Raw genomic sequence first — 21,257 nt, forward strand, 5'->3', positions numbered from 1 at the left:
TTACTGCAGCATGCTCATGGCGGCTTCCATGGCGGCCGAGAGGTCCTCGTCGTCATTGAGATGCTGGTTGGGGTCCAGGCCTAACTTGGCGAAGGCTGGAATTTTGCTCCAGTCCAGCTGAGTGTAGGGATGGTTGCTGCCTAGGTGGCTTTGCAAGGTGGCGACTTGGACGATATCCACGTAGTCAACCTGGGCACTGTCGCGGCTGAAGTTCAGATAGTTGCCCGGCACCATGGCGATCAGCTCGGGAAATTCCCAGGTGCGCAGGATCTTGTCGCCGATGATCGGGTGGATCTGCTCAATCACATGGTTAAGGCTGATCGAGTCGGCCAGCAGCGCATTGTGCTCTTCGGCATAGGTCAGGATTGGCAGCACGCCAATCTGATGGACTAAACCGGCGAGGGTCGCTTGGTCCGGCAGCAGACGTGTGTAGTGTTTGCACAGCACGTGGCAGATGCCGGCGATTTCCGTGCTTTTGTTCCACACCTCACGCATCTTGCGATCGACCACATCGGAAGTGGCCTGGAACATTTGCTCCATGGCCAGGCCCGTGGCCAGGTTGCAGGTGTAGTTGATGCCCAACCGGCTGATCGCCATTTGCAGGTCGGTGATTTCTTTGTTGCTGCGCAGCAGTGGGCTGTTCACCACCTTGATGATGCGCGCGGTAAGCGCGGCATCATTACCTATCACTTTGCTGAGCTGGGGAATGCCGATATTCGGATCTTCCGCAGCTTCGCGAACTTTAAGGGCGACCTCCGGCAGGGTCGGTAGCACCAGTTCGTCATTGTCGATGGCCTCGATCAGTTCCCGTTGGACTTTCTCGGCAAGGTTGCTCATGGAGTGGTCTCTTAATAGGCGTCGGCAATATTGTTATTGTAGGCTGAGCTTAATTAAGTACGTTAGTGCTTAATCTCTTCATCTGCATTCGGTGCGTAAGGCAAGTCCAACACGCTCAGCGGTTCACCGTCGGCGCTGGCCAGATGTACGCGACCATCTTGAGTGGCATCTTCTTGCAGCACGGCCAACAGCTCGATGCCTTGCTCGCTATGGGCGGCCAATACCACTTCACCGACGCTGGAGCTGTGCACCGGCGAGAACAGCTGGGTGCCAGCGGCCGGTAGTGCACTACTGGTGCTGCTTAAGCGCTGCAAACGGCGCTTGAGTTTGCCCAGGTACTGCATGCGCGCGACGATTTCCTGGCCGGTGTAGCAGCCCTTTTTAAAACTCACCCCGCCCAGGCTTTGCAGGTTGATCATCTGCGGGATAAACAACTCGCGGGTATCGCCCACGACTTGGCCGATACCGGCACGCACCTGGGCCAACAGCCAGTCATTCAGCGGCGCCTGGCTGAGGGTTTGGGCCAACTGCGCTTGCACCTCGTCAGCCAATTCAGCCGGTAACCACAACTCGGCGCGGCCATCGCTTAAGCGCACGGCCAGCAACTGCTGATGCTGGGCGACGCTGTCGGCCTCGCTGGGTAACGTCAAACCCAGTTCGCGCAGTGCCTGATCGGCACCGCTTAAGCCGATACGCAGCCACTGGCTGCTCTCATCGCTCAGGGTCGATTTACTGAAGACGGCGTACTTTTTCAGATCGGCCAGCTGCGGCTCAAGCAGCTCGCTGGCCATGGCCAGCAAATAGCCGCCGTCTACGCTGACGATACGAAAGCTCGACTGCATGCGCCCTTTAGGCGTGCAGCGGGCGCCGAGGCTGCTGCGCTCGGCGCTTAGGTAATTGAGGTTGCAGGTGACTTGGCCCTGCAGAAACTTGTTAGCGTCCACGCCGCGTACGGCAAGCACGCCTTCGTGGCTGAGGAGGCAATAAAACGCGGAATCGGCCATGGTGGGTAGCTATCGCTGACTAAATGTTAGGGGGCTCATCATAGAGCGCCCCTGCTGCCTTGTCAGCGCTTGCGCGGCTACTACATAGCGGATGATTGCTTAGCTGTTGTGCCAGGCGGTCAATCGTGGCGGCATTTCCCGTATACTGCGCGGCTTATTTGAGGAGCAGATTTATGGTCGACTCGGTTGAACTCAATCGCCTTTTTTGGCACAGCCGCCGCGGCATGCTCGAGCTGGATGTGTTGTTGGTGCCTTTTGTCCGCGAAGTCTATGCCAGCCTTGATGCCGAGGATCAGGCGCGCTATCGCAAGCTGTTGGAATGTGAAGACCAGGATATGTTCGGCTGGTTTATGCAGCGCGGCGAACCCGAAGATGCCGACCTGCGGCGCATCGTTCGGATGATTCTGGATCGTGTCCAGCCCAAGTGATGGCTTTGAATGCCAGTGGCGCCCGTCGCCCTGGTTGCTGCGCGGTTATTGGCTGGTTATAAGTGTGCTAGGCAGCGCCTTGCTGCTGATCGACGGCCCGCTCTGGGCCCGAGGCTTGGCCGCGCTGCTGGCGCTGGTGCATGGCTGTTGGGTGTTGCCTCGGCATTTGCGCTTGAGCCATCCGGCGGCCTATCGCGGTTTGCGCTGCAATGCTCAAGGCTGGCAGGTGTTCAGTGCGCAGCAGGGCTGGCAAGCCATCGAGCTAAATCCCGATAGCCTGGCTTTGCCATTGATTGTTCTGCTGCGTTTTCGCTTAGTCGGACAGCGCCGCCTGCGGGCAATCTGCATTGCCCGCGATAGCCTCACGGCTGATCAGCACCGGCGCTTACGCGTGCGCCTGAAGTTCAGTCGACATAGGTGGGCGGTTGCAAAATAGTGTCACGGGCTTCACTTAACTGCTCGGGATAGTCGAGGGTGTAGTGCAGGCCGCGGGACTCTTTACGCTGCATGGCCGACTTAATCATCAGGTCGGCCACCACCGCCAGGTTGCGCAGTTCAATCAAGTCACGACTGACTTTGTAGTTGCTGTAGAACTCATCGATTTCATCCAGCAGCAAGCGCACGCGGTGCTCAGCACGCTGCAAACGCTTGTTGGTGCGCACGATGCCAACGTAGTCCCACATAAAGCGCCGCAGTTCATCCCAGTTGTGGGCGATGATCACGTCTTCATCGGAGTCGGTGACCTGGCTTGCGTCCCAGTCGGGGAGGTCGCTAGGCATAGTGACCTGATCCAGCTGCGAGACGATATCGGCTGCCGCAGAGCGGGCGTAGACGAAGCACTCCAGCAAAGAGTTGCTGGCCATGCGATTGGCACCGTGCAAGCCAGTGAAGCTGGTCTCGCCAATGGCGTAGAGGCCTTCCACGTCGGTTTGACCTTTGGCATTCACCACTACGCCGCCGCAGGTGTAGTGGGCGGCCGGTACCACCGGGATGGGCTGGCGGGTGATATCAATGCCGAAATCCAGGCAGCGCTCATACACGGTGGGGAAGTGGCTCTTGATAAAGTCGGCCGGCTTATGGCTGATATCGAGGAACACACAGTCGATACCTAGACGCTTCATCTCATGGTCAATGGCGCGGGCGACGATGTCCCGGGGCGCCAGTTCCGCGCGCTCATCGAAGCGCAGCATAAAGCGTTCACCGTTAGGCAGCTTGAGCAGGGCACCTTCGCCGCGCAGGGCCTCGGTGACCAAAAAGCTCTTGGCTTGCGGGTGATACAGGCAGGTGGGATGGAATTGGTTGAACTCCAGATTGCCAACCCGACAGCCGGCACGCCAGGCCATGGCAATGCCGTCACCGCAGGCGCCGTCGGGGTTGCTGGTGTACAGGTACACCTTGGCGGCGCCGCCGGTGGCGAGAATCACAAAGCGCGCACTGAAGGTGTCCACTTCGCCGCTGGCGCGGTCGAGCACATAAGCGCCGAGGCAGCGTTGGCCCTTGAGGCCGAGCTTGCGCTCGGTGATCAGATCCACCGCGACGCGCTGCTCAAGCAGTTCAACGTTGCTGCGCCGGCGGGTTTGCTCGAGCAGGGTATTAAAGATGGCGGCGCCAGTGGCGTCGGCGGCATGAATGATGCGCCGATGGCTATGGCCGCCCTCGCGGGTCAGGTGAAACTCAAAATGGCTGTCTTCGCCTGAGCTGTGATCGTCACGGGTAAATGGCACGCCTTGATCGATCAACCACTGAATGGCTTCGCGGCTGTGCTCGACGGTAAAACGCACCGCGTCTTCCCGGCATAAACCACCGCCGGCGACCAGAGTGTCGGCCACATGGGATTCAACTGTGTCAGTATCGTCCAGTACAGCAGCGACACCGCCCTGTGCCCAGAAGGTTGAACCGTTGGACAAGTTACCCTTGCTCAGCACTGCGATGCGCAGGTGGCTAGGCAGGGTCAGCGCTAGAGTAAGACCGGCGGCACCGCTGCCGATGACTAGGACGTCGTGTTGGTAGTGTTGGCTCATGGGTCATTCCCGCGAAAAGCGGCCGCTAGTATATAGGGGCTATGATCCGCACAATAGCCGACTTGTCGACGTCAGGCTCTAGCGGAACTTTATTGCGGATTGATGATCTAATACGGATTGTTTAGTGCTGTTTCGCCTAAGGGCGACGTTTTTATAACGAGCTCGCAGTTTTTTTACTGACCTAAGGAGGTTTTAGGTCAGTGGCGTGGCTTCAGGATTGATTGGCTACGCTATTCCGTGCAGCTTTTCACATGTTCTGCAGGAAGCGTGTTTGTAGGAGAGAACTTTTGCGTAATGCCCAAGTCTATGTTGGCAGACCGATACAAGGGTTGGTGTTGCACTCCTTCAAACTTCATAAGGAGTATTCATGCTAACCCAGGAAGAAGATCAGCAGTTGGTCGACCGCGTACAGCGTGGAGACAAGCGAGCTTTCGATCTGTTGGTGTTGAAGTATCAACACAAGATTCTCGGGTTGATCGTGCGATTCGTCCACGACAGCCATGAGGCACAGGATGTGGCCCAAGAAGCCTTTGTTAAGGCTTATCGGGCGCTAGGTAATTTTCGTGGCGACAGTGCGTTTTATACCTGGCTGTACCGCATCGCTATCAATACGGCGAAGAACTATTTGGTGTCTCGTGGTCGTAGGCCACCAGATAGTGATGTAAGTGCCGAAGATGCAGAGTTTTACGATGGAGATCATGCGCTCAAGGATATCGAGTCGCCGGAGCGCGCGCTGCTGCGCGATGAAATTGAGGCCACTGTGCATAGAAGTATCGAACAGTTGCCTGAAGATCTTCGCACTGCACTCACGTTACGTGAGTTTGATGGATTGAGTTATGAAGACATTGCCAATGTTATGCAATGTCCAGTTGGTACCGTGCGTTCGCGAATTTTTCGTGCACGTGAGGCCATCGATAGATCCCTGCAGCCCTTGTTGCAGGAAGCCTGAGACAGCGGCGAAAGCCATTTGAGGAACTGCCATGAGTCAACAAACCCTGCAGGAATCGCTGTCCGCGGTAATGGATAACCAGGCGGATGAACTTGAATTAAGGCGTGTTTTGGCGGCCAGTGAAGACCCGGAGCTGCGGGCCACTTGGGCGCGTTATCAAACCGCTCGCGCAGCGATGCGCAAAGAAACGCTGTACCCGAGCTTTGATATCTCGGCTGCTGTATCGGCGGCAATTGCCGATGAGCCGGCGCCTGCGGTGCAAGCTGTCAAGTCCGGTCACTGGCGTTTGGTGAGCCGTTTGGCGGTAGCTGCCTCGGTGACCGTGGCCGTGCTGGCGGGTGTGCGCATGTACAACCAAAACGACATTGCCGGGGTTGAGTTGGCTCAACAGAGCGTAGCGCCGATGAGCATGCCGCAAACTAATCGCTTGGCGATTTTGGCGGGCTTCAATACCTCAGATGAAGTTTCTGAATCGGCAGCAGTGCCTAACGATAAAGATAGTTCGCAGTGGTATGAAAAGCGTTTGCCTTCTTATATCCGTCAGCATTCTCAGCAGGCCGCAACGGGTGCTGGCGAAGGTGTGCTGCCGTATGCGCGTGCTGCTAGCTTGGAAGACCGTTAAGGGGGCGCATGCGCTTTATTCCTTTGCTGCTGTTGTTGGGTACTCCACTTGCACAGCCTGTTATGGCTGGCGACGGTAAGCCACTCTTACAACGTCTGAACGAAGCGGGGCGTATACAAAGTTTCCACGGGACCTTTGTTTATGACCGCCTCGGGAGTTTTTCCACTCACAATGTTTGGCATCGGGTGGAAGAGGACGGCAGCTCCCGTGAGCGCATGCAGCAAATTGATGGTACTGATCAGGAAGTGTTGCGGGTCAATGGTCGGGTGCAATGCGCCAGTGGTGCCTTGGCTGATCAGTTGCAGGGCAGCCAACTATGGCCTGGTCGTGAGTTAAATGCAGATCAGTTGAGTCAGTGGTATGAGTTGGTTGAACTTGGCAGTTCCCGTGTCGCTGGCCGCTCAACTGATGTACTCGCCGTTATGCCGCGTGATCAGTATCGCTATGGTTTCAAATTCCATCTTGATCAACTCACCGGTCTACCGCTTAAATCTCTGTTAATCAATGATCGCGGGCAGTTGCTCGAGCGTGTGCAGTTCACTGCGCTTGATGCGGTTGCCCCGCAGCCGCAAGCCCTGCAGCCAAGCTCGGGTTGCCGGCCAATCAATATGCCTGATGCCACGGTCGCCGCAGCTGCTTGGCGTTCGGATTGGCTGCCGCCAGGTTTTGCGCTGAATGCCGTGACCCAGCGCCGCAGTCCGGTGACAGATGAGTCAGTGGACTGCTTGGTATATGGCGACGGCTTGGCGCGCTTCTCGGTATTCTTGGAGCCGCTGCGCGATGAGACTGTTGAAGACATGCGGGCCCAACTGGGACCGACCGTGGCAGTGTCGCGGCGCATGGCGACCAAAGACGGTGATGTCATGGTTACGGTGATTGGGGAAATACCGATTGGCACGGCTGACCGAGTCGCGCTGTCGATGCGCGCCCAAGAGCAAGAGGTGCTGCAGTGATTGAGGAGCGGGGCCTGGTCACGGCCTTGGAGCCTGGCGCGGTATGGGTGCAGACTCAACGTCAGTCGACCTGCTCGGCATGTGCCCTAAAGGCTGGCTGTGGTCAGGGCTTGTCCGCTCAGTTTGGCGGTCGCCGCCAGCGTGAGGCGGTGCGGGTCTCTGCAGATTTACCCCTCGCCGTTGGCGATGCAGTGGTTCTCGGGGTTCGGGAAGATTTACTGTTAAGTGCTGCCGTGCAGGTTTATTTGCTGCCGCTGCTGGGTTTGTTTGCCGGGGCGTTAGTGGCTGAGCAGTTAGCTTGGGCTGAGCCGTGGTTGGTGCTCAGTGCTGTGGGTGGATTTATCGCGGCATGCGCCGCTGTGCGCTGGCGTAGTCGGCGGGCTGCACTGGACCCTTGTGCACGGGCTATCGTATTGCGTGCGGTAGAACGCGATCCGATCACTGTGTTATGAGACTTTTCCTTATCTGATGGGGAGTTGTATGTCGAAGCTTGGTTTGAAACATTACTTTGTTGCGGTAGTCGCCGCCTTGACGTTTAGTCAGGCTATGGCGGCTCAAGCCAACCTGCCGGATTTCACTGAGCTGGTCCAGGAAGCCTCGCCAGCGGTCGTCAACATCAGTACCCGGCAGAAATTGCCTGAGCGTGCGGTGGCGGGTGCCGGGCAGCTGAATATCCCGGATCTTGAAGGCTTGCCGCCGATTTTCCGTGAGTTCTTCGAGCGCAGCATGCCGCAGGCGCCGCGCAACCCAGACAACGGTGGGCGGCAGCGTGAAGCGCAGTCGCTGGGGTCGGGCTTCATCATCTCCGCCGACGGCTATGTGCTGACCAACAACCATGTGATTGCAGATGCCGATGAAATCATCGTACGCCTGTCTGATCGCAGTGAGCTGCAAGCCAAGCTGATTGGTGCGGACCCACGCAGTGACGTGGCCCTGCTGAAGATCGATGGCAAAAACCTGCCGACCGTTAAGCTGGGTAAGTCTGATGAGTTGAAAGTCGGTGAGTGGGTGTTGGCTATCGGTTCGCCGTTTGGCTTTGATCACTCGGTCACCGCCGGTATCGTCAGTGCCAAAGGTCGTAGCCTGCCTAACGAGAGCTATGTACCGTTTATCCAAACTGACGTAGCGATCAACCCAGGTAACTCTGGCGGTCCGCTGTTTAACTTGGCCGGTGAAGTGGTCGGGATTAACTCGCAGATCTTCACCCGCTCCGGCGGTTTCATGGGTTTGTCGTTTGCCATCCCAATCAGTGTGGTGATGGATGTGGCCGACCAACTGAAGAAAGACGGCAAGGTCAGCCGCGGCTGGCTGGGTGTGGTCATTCAGGAAGTGAATAAAGATCTGGCTGAGTCCTTTGGTCTGGAAAAACCAGCCGGTGCTCTGGTTGCGCAGGTGCTGGAAGACGGCCCGGCTGCTAAGGGTGGTCTGCAAGTCGGTGACGTGATTCTCAGTCTGGATGGCAAGCCGATCGAGATGTCCGCTGACCTTCCACATCTGGTTGGCGCGCTTAAGCCGGGTGCCAGCATTGAACTGAATGTGGTGCGCGATGGCGCGCGCAAAAACCTCAAACTGAGCATCGGTTCGCTGCCAGAAGATGGTGATGCCGTGGCCAACGCTGGCGCTCCTGGTGCTGAGCGCAGCAGCAATCGCTTGGGCGTTAAGGTGGTCGAGTTGACCGCTGAGCAGAAAAAGAGCCTCGACCTTAAAGGTGGTGTCTCTATCACTGAGGTGCTTGATGGCCCAGCGGCACTGATTGGTCTGCGTCCGGGTGATGTGATCACTCACCTGAACAACCAAGCTATCAATTCGGCGAAAGTCTTCACTGAAGTGGCGCAAGCTCTGCCGAAAAACCGTTCGGTGTCGATGCGCGTGCTGCGTCAGGGACGTGCCAGCTTTATCACCTTTAAGTTGGCCGAGTAGGGCGCTTATAGGTAAGGGGAGGGCGGCTTAGGCCGCCCTTTTGCTTGTTGGGCGTTAGTACATTGGATGACGGCCCTGCAGGCTTTCGGGTACACTTCGCGGCTATTTTCGGCGGCCTGTCGCCTGCAACCTTTTTGAGTGTTGATCCGTGAGTGATTTGAGTCATATCCGCAATTTCTCCATCATCGCCCACATTGACCACGGCAAGTCGACCTTGGCCGACCGGTTTATCCAAATGTGTGGTGGTTTGGCCGATCGTGAAATGGAGGCCCAGGTACTGGACTCCATGGATCTGGAGCGTGAGCGCGGGATCACCATTAAGGCGCACAGCGTCACCCTGCATTACAAAGCTCAAGATGGCGTTACTTACCAGCTGAACTTCATTGACACCCCCGGCCACGTTGACTTCACCTACGAAGTCAGCCGCTCACTGGCCGCCTGTGAGGGCGCGCTGCTGGTGGTTGACGCCGGTCAAGGCGTGGAAGCGCAATCGGTCGCCAACTGCTACACCGCCATCGAGCAAGGCCTGGAAGTAATGCCAGTGCTGAACAAGATGGACCTGCCGCAAGCCGATCCGGACCGCGTTAAAGAAGAAATCGAGAAAATCATCGGTATCGATGCCACCGACGCCGTAGCCTGTAGCGCCAAAAGTGGCATGGGGGTGTTGGATGTGCTGGAGCGTCTGGTACAGACCATCCCGGCTCCGACTGGCGATATCGACGCGCCGCTGCAAGCATTGATCATCGACTCGTGGTTCGATAACTACTTGGGCGTGGTGTCCCTGGTCCGTGTGCGTCACGGTCGGGTGAAGAAGGGCGATAAGATTCTGGTTAAGTCCACCGGCAAGGTGCACTTGGTCGACAGCGTCGGTGTCTTCACGCCGAAACACACCGCCACCGCAGACCTTAAGGCCGGCGAAGTGGGCTTTATCATCGCCAGTATCAAGGACATTCACGGCGCGCCAGTGGGCGACACCCTGACCTTGAACAGCACGCCGGAAGTCGAAGTGCTGCCTGGCTTTAAACGTATCCAGCCGCAGGTCTACGCCGGCTTGTTCCCGGTCAGTTCCGAAGACTTCGAAGACTTCCGCGATGCCCTGCAAAAGTTGACCCTCAACGATTCGTCGTTGCAGTACCTGCCGGAAAGCTCCGATGCCCTGGGCTTTGGCTTCCGTTGCGGGTTCCTCGGCATGCTGCACATGGAGATCATCCAGGAGCGCCTGGAGCGCGAATACGACCTGGATCTGATCACCACGGCGCCGAGCGTAATTTTTGAGGTGCTGCTGAAAACTGGCGAAACCATTTACGTCGATAACCCCTCCAAGCTGCCGGATGTTTCCTCGGTTGAAGACTTCCGCGAGCCAATCGTGTCCGCCACCATTCTGGTGCCGCAGGAGCATCTGGGTAACGTGATTACCCTGTGCATCGAGAAGCGCGGTGTGCAGCGCGACATGCAATTCCTCGGTAGCCAAGTACAGGTTCGTTACGACCTGCCGATGAATGAAGTGGTACTGGACTTCTTCGACCGGTTGAAATCCACCAGTCGCGGCTATGCTTCGTTGGATTACCAGTTTGACCGCTATCAGTCGGCCAACCTGGTTAAGTTGGACGTGTTGATCAACGGCGACAAGGTCGATGCCTTGGCCCTGATCGTGCACCGCGACAACGCGCACTATAAAGGTCGCGCGTTGACCGAGAAGATGAAGGAACTGATTCCTCGGCAGATGTTTGATGTGGCGATTCAGGCGGCCATTGGTGGCCAAATCGTCGCGCGGACTACAGTCAAGGCGCTGCGCAAGAACGTGCTGGCCAAATGCTACGGTGGCGACGTAAGCCGTAAGCGTAAGCTGCTGGAAAAGCAAAAGGCCGGTAAGAAACGGATGAAGCAAGTAGGTAATGTGGAGATCCCACAGGAAGCCTTCCTTGCGGTACTCAGGTTGGAAAGCTAATTCCTATGTCATTCAATTTACCGCTGTTCCTGGTTGTTGCGGTCGCCATCTGTGGCGCCCTGGCTTTGCTTGATCTGATCTTTCTGGCGCCACGCCGGCGAGCAGCTATTGCTACCTATCAGGGCCAGGTGACTGAGCCAGATGCGGCGGTGGTTGAGCGCTTGAACAAAGAGCCGATGCTGGTGGAGTACGGTAAATCGTTCTTCCCGGTGCTGTTCATTGTGTTGGTACTGCGTTCGTTCTTGCTCGAGCCGTTCCAGATTCCGTCGGGTTCGATGAAACCGACCCTGGAAGTGGGCGACTTTATTCTGGTGAATAAATTTGCCTACGGCATTCGCCTGCCGGTGTGGGACACCAAGGTGATTGAGGTGGGGGATCCGCAGCGTGGTGACGTCATGGTGTTCCGCTACCCCAGCGACCCAGACGTTAACTACATCAAGCGTGTAGTTGGCTTGGCCGGTGATCGTGTCGCCTATAGCAGCGACAAGCGCCTGACCATCAACGGTGAGTTAGTCGCGCAGCAACTGCTCGGCACTGAGCCCGGCAGCCTTGGCAGCGTGGAGCTGTACAAGGAAAAACTGGGCGCGGTGGAGCATGAAATCCGTAAGGAAATGCAGCGCTACCGAATTGAGCCGGGCCGTGAGTGGACGGTGCCTAAAGGCTACTATTTCATGATGGGCGACAACCGCGACAACTCCAACGACAGCCGTTATTGGCACGACGCCAACATCCCGAAAGAGCTGTGGGGCATGGTTCCAGATCAGAACATCGTCGGCAAAGCCTTTGCCGTGTGGATGAGCTGGCCGACTCCCAAAGCCAAGAATCTGCCTAACTTCAGTCGTGTAGGTTTGATTCACTGATTTGCTGGCCAATTTGCGACGCGCTTAGCAGCAGCGTCGCGGGCTACCTATAGTCTTAGCGGCAGCCATGTGGCGTCACAGCAAATGAGTTTGGGGAAAACATGAAATCTGCGCATTCGCAAAAGGGTATGTCGTTACTGGGCTGGTTGGTCGTGCTCTGTGTGGTCGCGTTCCTTGCCAGTGCCACCTTTAAAGTGTTGCCGCATTATTTCGACTACATGTCGATGGTCAAAGTGATTAACTCTGTGGAAACCGACAAATCGTCGGAAGTCCGCACTGTGGCTGATTTCTACTCTCATGTGAGCCGCGGTATGGAGGTCAACAATATTCGTGACCTCGATCTGCAAAAGGCGCTTAAAGTGAGCCTAGAAAACAACCAATTCCATGCACTGCTCAAGTATGAGAAGCGCGAGGTGCTGATTAAGAACCTCGATCTGGTAGTGCGTTTCGATAAAGAATTCAATGTGCGAATGCCGTGACCCTTTCGTTAGACCGTCTTGAGCGTAAGCTCGGCTATACCTTCAAAGACCAGGACCTGATGGTCCTGGCCCTCACTCACCGCAGCTTTGCCGGGCGTAACAATGAGCGCCTGGAGTTCTTAGGTGATGCCATCCTTAACTTTGTCGCCGGCGAGGCGCTGTTTCAGCGCTTCCCCATGGCCCGTGAAGGTCAGTTGTCGCGTTTGCGCGCCCGTCTGGTGAAGGGCGAAACCCTGGCCATCTTGGCCCGTGGTTTTGACTTAGGCGACTACCTGCGTTTGGGCTCCGGTGAGTTGAAAAGCGGCGGCTACCGCCGTGAGTCGATCCTGGCCGATGCTTTGGAAGCCTTGATCGGTGCCATCTATCTGGACACCGGTATGGAGTCGGCGCGCGAGCGCGTGCTGGCCTGGCTGACCACTGAACTGGAAAGCCTGACCCTGGTCGACACCAACAAAGATCCAAAAACCCGCCTGCAAGAGTTCTTGCAGTCCCGTGGTTGTGAACTGCCACGCTATGAAGTGGTGGATATTCAAGGCGAGCCGCATTGCCGCACCTTCGTGGTGGAGTGCCAGGTTAGCCTTTTGCATGAGAAGACCCTGGGCCAGGGCGCCAGCCGGCGGATCGCCGAGCAGGTGGCCGCAGCGGCAGCGCTGATTGCCCTAGGGGTGGAGAATGGTAATGACTGATACACCTGTTACGCGCTGTGGCTATGTCGCCATCGTCGGCCGGCCCAACGTGGGCAAGTCGACTCTGCTGAACCATATCCTCGGGCAGAAGCTCGCGATCACTTCGCGTAAACCGCAGACCACACGGCACAACATGCTCGGTATCAAAACCGAAGGTGAGGTGCAGGCGATCTATGTGGACACGCCCGGTCTGCATAAGAACAACGAGAAAGCCCTCAACCGCTACATGAACAAGAACGCTTCCTCGGCGCTGAAAGACGTCGACGTGGTGATCTTCGTGGTGGATCGCACCCGCTGGACTGACGAAGACCAGATGGTGCTGGAGCGCGTGCAATACGTTGAAGGTCCGGTGATTCTGGCGATCAACAAAACCGACCGTATCGAAGACAAAGCTGAGCTGATGCCGCACCTGGAGTGGTTGGCGCAGCAACTGCCGAACGCGGAAATCGTACCGGTCTCGGCGCAGCAGGGGCATAACCTCGACACCTTGGAAAAACTGGTGGGCGAGCGTCTGCCAGAGGGTGTGCACTTCTTCCCTGAAGATCAGGTTACCGACCGCTCCAGCCGCTTCTTTGCCGCTGAGCTGGTACGCGAGAAGATCATGCGTCAGCTCGGTGCTGAGCTGCCGTATCAGATCACCGTGGAAATTGAGGAATTCAAGCGCGAAGGGCGCATCCTGCATATCCATGCGCTGATTCTGGTCGAGCGTGACGGGCAGAAGAAAATCATCATTGGCGACAAAGGCGAGCGGATCAAACGCATCGGCCAGGAGGCGCGTAAAGACATGGAGGTCATGTTCGACTCCAAGGTTATGCTCAACCTGTGGGTCAAGGTCAAAGGTGGCTGGTCCGATGACGAGCGCGCCCTGCGTTCCTTGGGCTACGACGATATCTGATAGCCCTCTGGGCGCACCCCGCGCCCAGCTTTGCGAGTAGCTCAGCATGCTTGCCCAAAGCCAGCCGGCCTATGTGTTACACAGCCGGGCCTACCGTGAAAGTAGCGCGCTGGTGGATTTCCTCACGCCACAAGGGCGCCTGCGTGCCGTGCTACGCGGCGCACGGGGCAAGGCAGGCAGCTTGGCGCGGGCATTTATCCCCTTAGAGGCCGAGTTTCGTGGGCGTGGCGAGCTGAAAAACGTCGCGCGCCTAGAGCCTGCTGGCATCCCCAATTTACTCAGTGGCGAAGCACTGTTTAGCGGCATCTACCTCAATGAGCTGTTGATGCGCCTGCTCCCCGCTGAAGATCCGCACCCGGCGCTGTTTGAACACTACGCCTTAACGCTGGTGGCGTTGGCCCAAGGCCGCGCCCTGGAGCCGTTGCTGCGTGCTTTTGAATGGCGCTTGCTGGACGAGCTGGGCTATGGTTTTGCCCTTGATCGCGATTGTCAGGGTCAGCCCATAGTTGCCAGCGCTCTGTATCGACTGAATAACGAAAGCGGCCTGATGCCCGTGGGGCAGTTGCAGGCCGGCGTCTTTCAAGGCGCCGATTTACTTGCTATGGCCGATGCTAACTGGAGTGCCGTGGGTGCTCTGGCGGCGGCCAAGCGCCTGATGCGCCAAGCTCTGGCGCCCCATCTCGGTGGCCGACCGCTGGTTAGCCGCGAACTTTTTATGACGCTCAAGGAGCCAAGCCGTGACTGATGCCAATCGTATTCTCTTGGGGGTCAATATCGACCACGTCGCCACCCTGCGCCAAGCCCGTGGTACGCGCTACCCGGACCCGGTGAAGGCCGCGTTGGATGCCGAAGGGGCCGGCGCTGACGGCATTACCGTGCATCTGCGTGAGGACCGTCGGCATATCCAAGAGCGCGACGTGCTCGTGCTCAAAGAAGTGCTGCAAACGCGAATGAACTTCGAGATGGGCGTCACCGAAGAGATGCTCGCCTTTGCTGAAAGCATTCGCCCTGAGCATGTCTGTCTGGTCCCGGAAACCCGTCAGGAACTGACCACCGAAGGCGGTTTGGATGTGGCCGGGCAAGAGGCGCGCATTGCTGCGGCGGTGGCGCGCTTAAGCAAGATTGGCTGCGAAGTGTCGCTGTTTATCGACCCGGACCCCGTGCAGATTGAGGCTTCCAAGCGCGTTGGCGCGCCGGCTGTGGAGTTGCACACCGGGCGCTATGCCGATGCCCATAGCCCGCAAGAGAGTGCCCACGAGCTTGAGCGTATCCGCCAGGGCGTCGCTTGCGGCGTCGGTTTGGGCTTGATCGTGAATGCCGGTCACGGTCTGCACTATCACAACGTTGAAGCGGTGGCGGCCATCCCCGGCATCAACGAGCTGAATATCGGTCATGCCTTGGTCAGCCATGCGCTGTTTGTCGGCTTTAAGCAGGCCGTGGTGGAAATGAAGGACCTGATCAGCGCCGCCGCGCCGCGTCGCTAAAGCCTAAGGCGTGCCGGGCTCGCGCAGTCCCGGCTCCGGCTCGCCGGGCAGCCAAGACTGATAGATGCGACTAAAGCTGCCATCGCGCTTCATCTGATCCAGGGCTTCTTGCCAGCGCTGGATCTCTTGATCCGGCGTACCTTTCCAGAAGCTGATATAGCCGTAGGTCTGGCGATAGGGATAGAGCAACTTGACCTCACTGCGGTGTAACGGACTGCCAGGCTCGCTGCTCTGCTCATGGGTGTAGAAGCTTAGGTTGTCAGTGAGAATCAGCGGCACACGTTGGTGCTTGAGCAGCTCGAACATTTGCCTGGCGCTTGTCACTCCCAGCAGGTTGGGCATGTCCTTGGCCTGTAACTCCTGATAGCTGTACCAGTCCCTGGGCAGAGCAATTTTGCTGACTTGGTACAGGTCTTCATCACTGTGAATCGCCAGCTGTGAGTCTTTGAGCGCGTAAAAGCTATCGGTGGAGAGGGTGATTGGCCCCACCCATTTGAACAGGGCTTCGCGTTCCGGCGTGCGCATGGTGACGAAGGCTGCACTGTCGGCATTGTTGAGGTTGGAGTGGTAAGCCCGGGCCCAGGGCAGCACCTGAATATCAGCCTGTTGCTTGAGACGTTGGAGGATGGCCCGGACCACTTCGGGGCCTAGGCCAGTGACCTCTTGGTGAACGGAGAAGCTCAGCGGTGGGTATTCTTCGGTGTAGAGATGCAATGCCAAGGCGGGATTGAGCAGCATGCTTAGAGCTGTAAAAACAGCAATGCGCCATGCCTTCATGCAGCCATACCTAAATGCCGTAGTGGGGGAATTAGGGAGGAAGTATAGCCATTGCTGGCGCGCTGATCGTTGATCCAGCGCACGACAATTGACTCGGCAAGGCTCTATCCTGCGGCTTTGCCGGCGCCAGCGCTTAAGGCTTTCTGCCGATAACCACGGCGCGCCGCGGTGCCGGCAGGCCCTCGACGGTGCGGCTGTGATCGTTCGGATCAAGAAATTCCGGCAGCGATTGAAAGCGCATCCAATCGGTGGCGCGCTGCTCTTCAACACTGGTGGTGCTGACATCAACGCAGCGCACATCGACGAACCCGGCGCGGCGCATCCACAGCTCAAGGGCGGGCACCGAAGGCAGGAACCAGACGTTGCGCATCTGTGCGTAGCGGTCCTCGGGGACCAGCACTTGTTGCTCGTCGCCTTCGACCACCAAGGTTTCCAGGATCAGCTCGCCGTCTTTTACCAGGCAGTCTTTGAGATCCAGCAGGTGGTCGATGGGGGAGCGGCGGTGGTAGAGCACACCCATGGAAAACACCCGATCAAAGCCTTGCAGCTTGGCCGGCAGCTCTTCAAAGGCCAGTGGCAGGTGCCACGCCGGCAGATTGGGCAGGTAGTTTTTCATCGCCAGGAACTGGCAGAGGAACAGCCAGTTAGGATCGATGCCGACTACGCTGGCGGCGCCTGCGCCGAGCATGCGCCACATGTAATAGCCGTTGCCGCAACCGACATCGAGGATGCGTTTGCCTTTAAGGTCCAAGTGCGGGGCGACGCGCTGCCACTTCCAGTCCGAGCGCCATTCACTGTCGACATGTACATCAAACAAATGAAACGGCCCTTTGCGCCACGGAATCAAGCCTTGCAGGGCGTGGGTCAACTGGGCGCGGCTGGCCTCATCGCAGCGGCCGTTGAAGCTAAATTCTTCCAGCAGTTGCAACTGTTCAACCGGCAGTTCAGGCAGTGCCTGCACCGCACCGTACCAGCGGGCCAGGTCGCCGTGACCGATGGCCAGTTTATCGGCGATTTGCTGGGGCAGGCTGGCGGCCCAGGCTTGCAACGGAGTACCGGCCAGCTGTGTGTGCAGGGCCGTCAGGTCAATACGATTAATCATGGCAGGGCAATCAGTGAGGCGAAGTTAAGGCACTGGAACCACACCACCACTTTGCTGAAGCCGGCGGCGAGTAAACGCTCGCGGTGCTGCTCAAGGCTGTCGGGGAGCATGACCTTTTCAATGGCGCTGCGCTTCTGGGCGATTTCCAGCTCGCTGTAGCCGTTGGCCCGTTTAAAGGCGATGTGCAGGTCGGTGAGCAGTTCGTGCTCGGCGCTGTCGCTGAACTGCAGTTTCTCCGACAGAATCAGCGCGCCGCCAGGAATCAGGGCCTGGCGGATCTTGCGCAGCAGCTCAAGGCGCTGCGGCGGTTGAATAAATTGCAGGGTGAAGTTCAGCGCGACTAAGGAGCTTGGCTGTAACTCAAGGCTGAGAATGTCGGCTTCCAGCACTTGTACGGGCAGCAGCTCTTGGAACATGGCGTCTTGCGCGTGCAGGTATTCGCGGCAGCGCTCGACCATGGCCGGCGAGTTGTCCACGGCAATCACCTGGCAGTCGGCAATCTGCACATGGCGACGCAAGGCTTGGGTCACCGCGCCTAAGGAGCTGCCCAGGTCATACAGTACGCTGTGCGGCTGCGCGAATTGGCCGGCCAGCACGCCGATGTTCTCGACGATAGTCGGGTAGCCCGGCACCGAACGTTTAATCATGTCCGGGAAGACCCGCGCCACGTCCTCGTTAAACACGAAGTCGGGCACCTGGGCTAAGGGCTGGGCGAAAATTCGATCGGGCTGTTTGCTCACGTTGGCTGCGCACTGGTCTGGAAAGCCGGGCATTTTAGCCAACTCGGCCGCTAGGCCCAAGACCGATTAACGCAGGCGCGGCTAATCGGTCATGGCTTGAGACTTTAGCGCTCAGGCTGGCGCTTAAAGGCGGAGGCGGCAATGCCCCATTGACCCAGCCAGTAAGTGAGCATGATCGCCGCGTGGGCACCGTCGAACGGCAGGATAAAGCGGTTAATCCCGATCATGCTGTCGGAGGCCACAAACAGCACCGCGCCCACGGCGGCCAGCCACTGTGAGCGCGGGCTAATGCCCGGTTGGCCGAGGCGGGCGAGGGCGCGCCAGAGCATGGCGCTGATTGCCGTGGCGTAGCAGGCCACCGGCAGCAGCAGGGCGCCCAGATCAGCTTGCGCCAGCAGGCTGAACATCATCGCGCCGGTGACAGCCGCCAGCAGCAGGGCCAGCCAGCGAGGCTGGCGGCAGTCGCACAGATAGGCTTTGAGGTAGGCCAGATGGCCCAGCAGAAAGGCGCCCAAGCCAAACACAAACAGATCTTGCGGCCAGGCCAGCAGAATATCGCCGGCTAAAGAGCACAGCAGGCCAATGCTGATCCAGCGGCGGTAGCTGTCAGCCGGGGCTTGGCGCAGCCACCAGAGCAAGACCAAGACCGGGATGCCTTTACTGAGCACCGCCAGTTCATTCAGCCCGGTAATTCGCGTGTAGGTGTAAGCCCCAGCTCCCAATACAGCCAATAACAGATAGCGCATAGTCTTTGTCCCAGACTTTAAAAGTCCCGACTATGCCTATTGCTCAATACTCAGGCTAAGCCGAGGGTGCCAGTTGGCTCGCCATATGGCGCCAGAATGGCGTTTGCTGTGCCTCTAGTGGGCGTTGAGTTGGCAGCTAAAACGCTCGGCGGGCTCCTCGTTGGTGGCCCAGGGTTGTTGGTAGAGCAGGCTTAAGGTGGCGCTGCCGGCACGCTCAACCTGAAACCGCCAGGTGGAAAGGCCGCCACTGCCGACGATCTCGCCGCTGTCGGTAGCGCTGTACACCTCGGGGCCGAGGCTGCGCAGCACGGGGGTGGCGTCACTGTGCAGTTGCCAGCGGAAACCCGTGGAGGGGTTGCTCGGTAAGCTGAGAATTAACTGCTGGCCAACCTGCAGCTCCTGAGGGCAGCGGCTCTCTTGCTCCAGCTGCACCGTGCTGTCATTCGAGGCTTGGTGCGCGCAGGCACCCAGCAGCGGCAGCAGGGCCATAGATAAGAGCAGGCGTTGGGTGGACATGGGCGGCTCCTGAGTTTTAGGAAAAGTGCCAAGTGGTGGACCCGAGCATATAGGCAACCGCCAGCCTAGGTAACCCGCCAAGGCTGCGCAAATGATTGGCCTTTGGTCGTATCGGCTGCCGTTAGCCGCGTTAACGGGTAAAATTCAGCGCTTGTTTGCGATGCGGTATCCCTTCCATGCTTAACGCGCGCCTGATGCGTCTGGCTGATCAAGCCCATGAGCACACCCACCACCATCACCAGCTGGTGCTGTCGTTGGCGGGGCGGGCGGAATTTGAGGTCAACGGCCGTGGTGGCGAGGTCTGCCGGATGCGCGCCTGCCTGGTGCCCGGCGATGCGGCCCATGAGTTTGCCGGCGTGGGTGATAACCGCATGCTGATCATTGATCTCAATCAGCAGGGTAATTCCAGGCAAGAGCGGAAACTGCTCAACCATCTGTTCGATACCCCGCGCTATCCGCAACTGGATGCCGATTTTCAGCACCTGCTCAGTTACGCCGGCGCCGAACTGGAGCGCTATGGCAGCGATCCTCAGCTGTCCCGCGCCTTGGGTGGCGTGCTGCTGCGCGCTTTGCACTTGCGCCTGTTCGGCGAGAAAGCGGTGCCGCAGGTCAGCAGCCTGAATCTGCCACGCATCGACAGTTATATCAGTGCCAACCTGGCGCGGCGTATCAGTGTGGCCGAGCTGGCCCATGTTGCGTGTCTAAGCCCCAGTCACTTCCATGCGCTGTTTAAAGACAGTGTTGGCCTGACCCCGCATCAATATCTGCTCAAGGCGCGCCTGGACCGTGCCAGCCGCTTGCTGCGCGACAGCAGCATGCCGTTGATTCGCATCGCCGAGGAGTGCGGCTTCTCCAGCCAGAGCGCTCTGACCACCGCCATGCGCCGCTACTTGGGGTTAACTCCCAAGCGTGTGCGTGACGCCCAGCCCGAGGACAATTAACGCAAGGTTTGCGCTAAGGCGTGGATAGCGCTTTGGTGTTGCGTTAGCAGGCTCAGCTCGCCATTGGCTTCAACTTGGTTGTGCGGCGGCGGCAGTTTTTGAAAGGCCGCTAGTTGCGTCAGCGGCGGCAGGTCGGCATCCGGACCTTGGCTGATGCTGTTGTGGTGCAGCGCCAGATTGACCAAATCGATCAGTTGCAGGCCCACGCCCGGGCTGTACTGCCAGTTGCCGGCCTCGCGGATGACTTCGATATATGGCTCACTGACTGACCATTTTTTCAGCACGATCACCCCTAAGGAGCGGCTGAACTCGCGGCACAGGCTGATATACAGCTCGCTGGTGGGGATTTCCTTGGCGCTTTTAAAACTCGACAAAATCGCCAGGCTACCTACCTCACTGAGCAAGCTGGCGAGCAGTGCATGCTCAGCGCTGATGCGCCCGACTAAACGGGCCAGCATGGCGCAGGTACTGGCTTTGGTTACTAAGCGTTCCCACGCATCGAGAAACATACGTTTATGCGCCGGCGTGTGCAGGGTGAACAGGCTTTTCACGCTGTGCAGCATGGTGATGCGCCCGACTTCGGCCATGCCGATCAGGTTGATCACGTCATGCAGCGACCTAGGCGGCTGCGCCTGACGATACAGCGGGCTGGAGGCGTGTTTCATCAGCAGGGCGCTGAGGGCCGGATCACGGCTGATCAGGCCGACTAAACTGGCGATATTAAGGTGGTCATCGCTCAGTGCCCGGCGAATTTCCAGGGTGATGGCCGGCAGGCTAGGGAGCTGTTCCTGATCGTGCAGCAGTTGCGTGACTAAACGCCGGTAAATCGAATAGTGGGATTGTTCAGCCAGCAAGGCACATCTCCTGCGTAAATATGCCGTCAGTTTAGGTCGGTTTGACTGCTGCGGTGTGCGACAAGTCAAAGCCTGAGGTTATTTGCCGCGTTGCAACGGCGAGCAATTTGGGCCTCTTAAAGGCCAGTAACGGAGCTTTTGGCAAAAATACCGGAGCTTTTTGTAAGAATCGCGCGGCCTTGAGCCACTAAATTCAATCTCTTGCATTTGCCTTGCGTAGTCGTGTGCTTAAGCAAATGCCGCGCAGAGTGCAACAATTACGCTACACCTAATGCAGGTGTGGCGCGCCAAGGGCGCTTATGGGGCGCCAGTAAGCTGAGCCAAACGCAGTCACTGCGAGGCCTGCGGGCAAGTTCTGGGCCTGGCGTGTCTTGCCTTCGAGGTATCAGCGTCTATCTGCGTAGTTATGCCTTAAGCACCTGCTGGACCGGGTGTGAATGTCCACGTTGGCAATGGGGCTCAGCCTCAATGTCGAATAACAACAACCAATGAGGG

The 21,257-nt window shown here is 58.1% G+C and carries 24 protein-coding genes; 15 read left to right on the forward strand and 9 right to left on the reverse strand.

Annotated elements, in window-relative coordinates; all coding sequences use genetic code 11:
- Together NTD81_RS02105 and NTD81_RS02110 are read right to left on the reverse strand one after the other, a co-directional pair.
- Complete coding sequence (locus NTD81_RS02105; RefSeq protein WP_262178904.1) at window positions 1-837, reverse strand: HDOD domain-containing protein; 837 nt, start codon at window positions 835-837, stop codon at window positions 1-3.
- A gap of 62 nt (window positions 838-899) precedes the next feature.
- Window positions 900-1,841, reverse strand: coding sequence for a YgfZ/GcvT domain-containing protein (locus NTD81_RS02110; protein ID WP_262178906.1), 942 nt, complete (start codon window positions 1,839-1,841; stop codon window positions 900-902).
- Between the two features lie 173 nt (window positions 1,842-2,014).
- On the opposite strand from NTD81_RS02110, the gene NTD81_RS02115 reads away from it, so the two are divergent.
- Window positions 2,015-2,269 carry a succinate dehydrogenase assembly factor 2 gene (locus NTD81_RS02115; RefSeq protein WP_262178908.1) on the forward strand — a complete coding sequence of 85 codons (255 nt, stop codon included), beginning with the start codon at window positions 2,015-2,017 and terminating at the stop codon, window positions 2,267-2,269.
- Window positions 2,253-2,705 (forward strand): protein YgfX, encoded by a 453-nt coding sequence (locus NTD81_RS02120; RefSeq protein WP_262178910.1) that lies wholly within the window; start codon window positions 2,253-2,255, stop codon window positions 2,703-2,705. Before NTD81_RS02115 ends, NTD81_RS02120 begins: the two co-directional genes overlap by 17 nt.
- Here the strand turns inward: NTD81_RS02120 and nadB are convergent.
- Window positions 2,674-4,290: an L-aspartate oxidase gene (gene nadB, locus NTD81_RS02125; RefSeq protein WP_262178912.1), complete on the reverse strand. Its 1,617-nt coding sequence runs from the start codon at window positions 4,288-4,290 to the stop codon at window positions 2,674-2,676. The two genes, NTD81_RS02120 and nadB, sit on opposite strands and share 32 nt — an antisense overlap.
- Before the next feature lie 367 nt (window positions 4,291-4,657).
- Here nadB and rpoE point away from each other — a divergent pair, with 367 nt between their 5' ends.
- The 12 genes from rpoE to pdxJ all read left to right on the forward strand — a co-directional run bounded on the left by rpoE (window position 4,658) and on the right by pdxJ (window position 15,086).
- The gene (gene rpoE / locus NTD81_RS02130) at window positions 4,658-5,239 is read left to right on the forward strand and encodes an RNA polymerase sigma factor RpoE (protein WP_262178915.1); all 582 of its coding nucleotides are present in this window, start codon (window positions 4,658-4,660) and stop codon (window positions 5,237-5,239) included.
- Between the two features lie 31 nt (window positions 5,240-5,270).
- Complete coding sequence (locus NTD81_RS02135; protein ID WP_262178917.1) at window positions 5,271-5,861, forward strand: sigma-E factor negative regulatory protein; 591 nt, start codon at window positions 5,271-5,273, stop codon at window positions 5,859-5,861.
- 8 nt (window positions 5,862-5,869) lie between these two features.
- On the forward strand, window positions 5,870-6,814 hold the full coding sequence (locus tag NTD81_RS02140) for a MucB/RseB C-terminal domain-containing protein (protein ID WP_262178919.1): 945 nt from the start codon (window positions 5,870-5,872) through the stop codon (window positions 6,812-6,814).
- A complete protein-coding gene (locus NTD81_RS02145; protein ID WP_262178921.1) occupies window positions 6,811-7,266 on the forward strand; it encodes a SoxR reducing system RseC family protein in 456 nt (151 codons plus the stop codon). The genes NTD81_RS02140 and NTD81_RS02145 overlap by 4 nt, the downstream gene beginning before the upstream one ends.
- A gap of 28 nt (window positions 7,267-7,294) precedes the next feature.
- The gene (locus tag NTD81_RS02150) at window positions 7,295-8,734 is read left to right on the forward strand and encodes a DegQ family serine endoprotease (RefSeq protein ID WP_262178924.1); all 1,440 of its coding nucleotides are present in this window, start codon (window positions 7,295-7,297) and stop codon (window positions 8,732-8,734) included.
- A 148-nt stretch (window positions 8,735-8,882) separates the two neighbouring features.
- Window positions 8,883-10,682, forward strand: a complete 1,800-nt coding sequence (lepA, locus tag NTD81_RS02155) for a translation elongation factor 4 (RefSeq protein ID WP_262178927.1) — start codon at window positions 8,883-8,885, stop codon at window positions 10,680-10,682.
- A 5-nt stretch (window positions 10,683-10,687) separates the two neighbouring features.
- The gene (gene lepB, locus NTD81_RS02160) at window positions 10,688-11,542 is read left to right on the forward strand and encodes a signal peptidase I (RefSeq protein ID WP_262178929.1); all 855 of its coding nucleotides are present in this window, start codon (window positions 10,688-10,690) and stop codon (window positions 11,540-11,542) included.
- 101 nt (window positions 11,543-11,643) lie between these two features.
- Window positions 11,644-12,021, forward strand: a complete 378-nt coding sequence (locus NTD81_RS02165; RefSeq protein WP_262178932.1) for a DUF4845 domain-containing protein — start codon at window positions 11,644-11,646, stop codon at window positions 12,019-12,021.
- The gene (rnc, locus tag NTD81_RS02170) at window positions 12,018-12,707 is read left to right on the forward strand and encodes a ribonuclease III (protein WP_262178934.1); all 690 of its coding nucleotides are present in this window, start codon (window positions 12,018-12,020) and stop codon (window positions 12,705-12,707) included. Before NTD81_RS02165 ends, rnc begins: the two co-directional genes overlap by 4 nt.
- Window positions 12,700-13,602 (forward strand): GTPase Era, encoded by a 903-nt coding sequence (gene era, locus NTD81_RS02175; RefSeq protein ID WP_262178936.1) that lies wholly within the window; start codon window positions 12,700-12,702, stop codon window positions 13,600-13,602. Before rnc ends, era begins: the two co-directional genes overlap by 8 nt.
- Before the next feature lie 46 nt (window positions 13,603-13,648).
- On the forward strand, window positions 13,649-14,347 hold the full coding sequence (recO, locus tag NTD81_RS02180) for a DNA repair protein RecO (RefSeq protein ID WP_262178938.1): 699 nt from the start codon (window positions 13,649-13,651) through the stop codon (window positions 14,345-14,347).
- Window positions 14,340-15,086: a pyridoxine 5'-phosphate synthase gene (gene pdxJ / locus NTD81_RS02185; protein WP_262178940.1), complete on the forward strand. Its 747-nt coding sequence runs from the start codon at window positions 14,340-14,342 to the stop codon at window positions 15,084-15,086. Before recO ends, pdxJ begins: the two co-directional genes overlap by 8 nt.
- Before the next feature lie 3 nt (window positions 15,087-15,089).
- Here the strand turns inward: pdxJ and NTD81_RS02190 are convergent, their stop codons facing one another.
- The 5 genes from NTD81_RS02190 to NTD81_RS02210 form a co-directional block, all read right to left on the reverse strand.
- Window positions 15,090-15,824 (reverse strand): substrate-binding periplasmic protein, encoded by a 735-nt coding sequence (locus tag NTD81_RS02190; protein WP_262178942.1) that lies wholly within the window; start codon window positions 15,822-15,824, stop codon window positions 15,090-15,092.
- Window positions 15,825-15,996: 172 nt separating this feature from the next.
- Window positions 15,997-16,965: a tRNA 5-methoxyuridine(34)/uridine 5-oxyacetic acid(34) synthase CmoB gene (gene cmoB, locus NTD81_RS02195; RefSeq protein WP_262178944.1), complete on the reverse strand. Its 969-nt coding sequence runs from the start codon at window positions 16,963-16,965 to the stop codon at window positions 15,997-15,999.
- Window positions 16,962-17,738 carry a carboxy-S-adenosyl-L-methionine synthase CmoA gene (gene cmoA, locus NTD81_RS02200; protein WP_410017102.1) on the reverse strand — a complete coding sequence of 259 codons (777 nt, stop codon included), beginning with the start codon at window positions 17,736-17,738 and terminating at the stop codon, window positions 16,962-16,964. Before cmoA ends, cmoB begins: the two co-directional genes overlap by 4 nt.
- Before the next feature lie 71 nt (window positions 17,739-17,809).
- Window positions 17,810-18,451, reverse strand: coding sequence for a lysoplasmalogenase (locus NTD81_RS02205; RefSeq protein ID WP_262178949.1), 642 nt, complete (start codon window positions 18,449-18,451; stop codon window positions 17,810-17,812).
- 114 nt (window positions 18,452-18,565) lie between these two features.
- Window positions 18,566-18,967 (reverse strand): protease inhibitor I42 family protein, encoded by a 402-nt coding sequence (locus tag NTD81_RS02210; protein ID WP_262178951.1) that lies wholly within the window; start codon window positions 18,965-18,967, stop codon window positions 18,566-18,568.
- Between the two features lie 176 nt (window positions 18,968-19,143).
- On the opposite strand from NTD81_RS02210, the gene NTD81_RS02215 reads away from it, so the two are divergent.
- Entirely contained in the window at window positions 19,144-19,908 is a 765-nt protein-coding gene (locus tag NTD81_RS02215; protein WP_262178954.1) for an AraC family transcriptional regulator, read from the forward strand.
- Here NTD81_RS02215 and NTD81_RS02220 read toward each other — a convergent pair.
- Window positions 19,905-20,762 (reverse strand): HDOD domain-containing protein, encoded by an 858-nt coding sequence (locus tag NTD81_RS02220; RefSeq protein WP_262178956.1) that lies wholly within the window; start codon window positions 20,760-20,762, stop codon window positions 19,905-19,907. The two genes, NTD81_RS02215 and NTD81_RS02220, sit on opposite strands and share 4 nt — an antisense overlap.
- Window positions 20,763-21,257: the final 495 nt, after the last annotated feature.

The sequence above is a fragment of the Pseudomonas sp. 5P_3.1_Bac2 genome (assembly GCF_025465995.1).
GTDB lineage: Bacteria > Pseudomonadota > Gammaproteobacteria > Pseudomonadales > Pseudomonadaceae > Aquipseudomonas.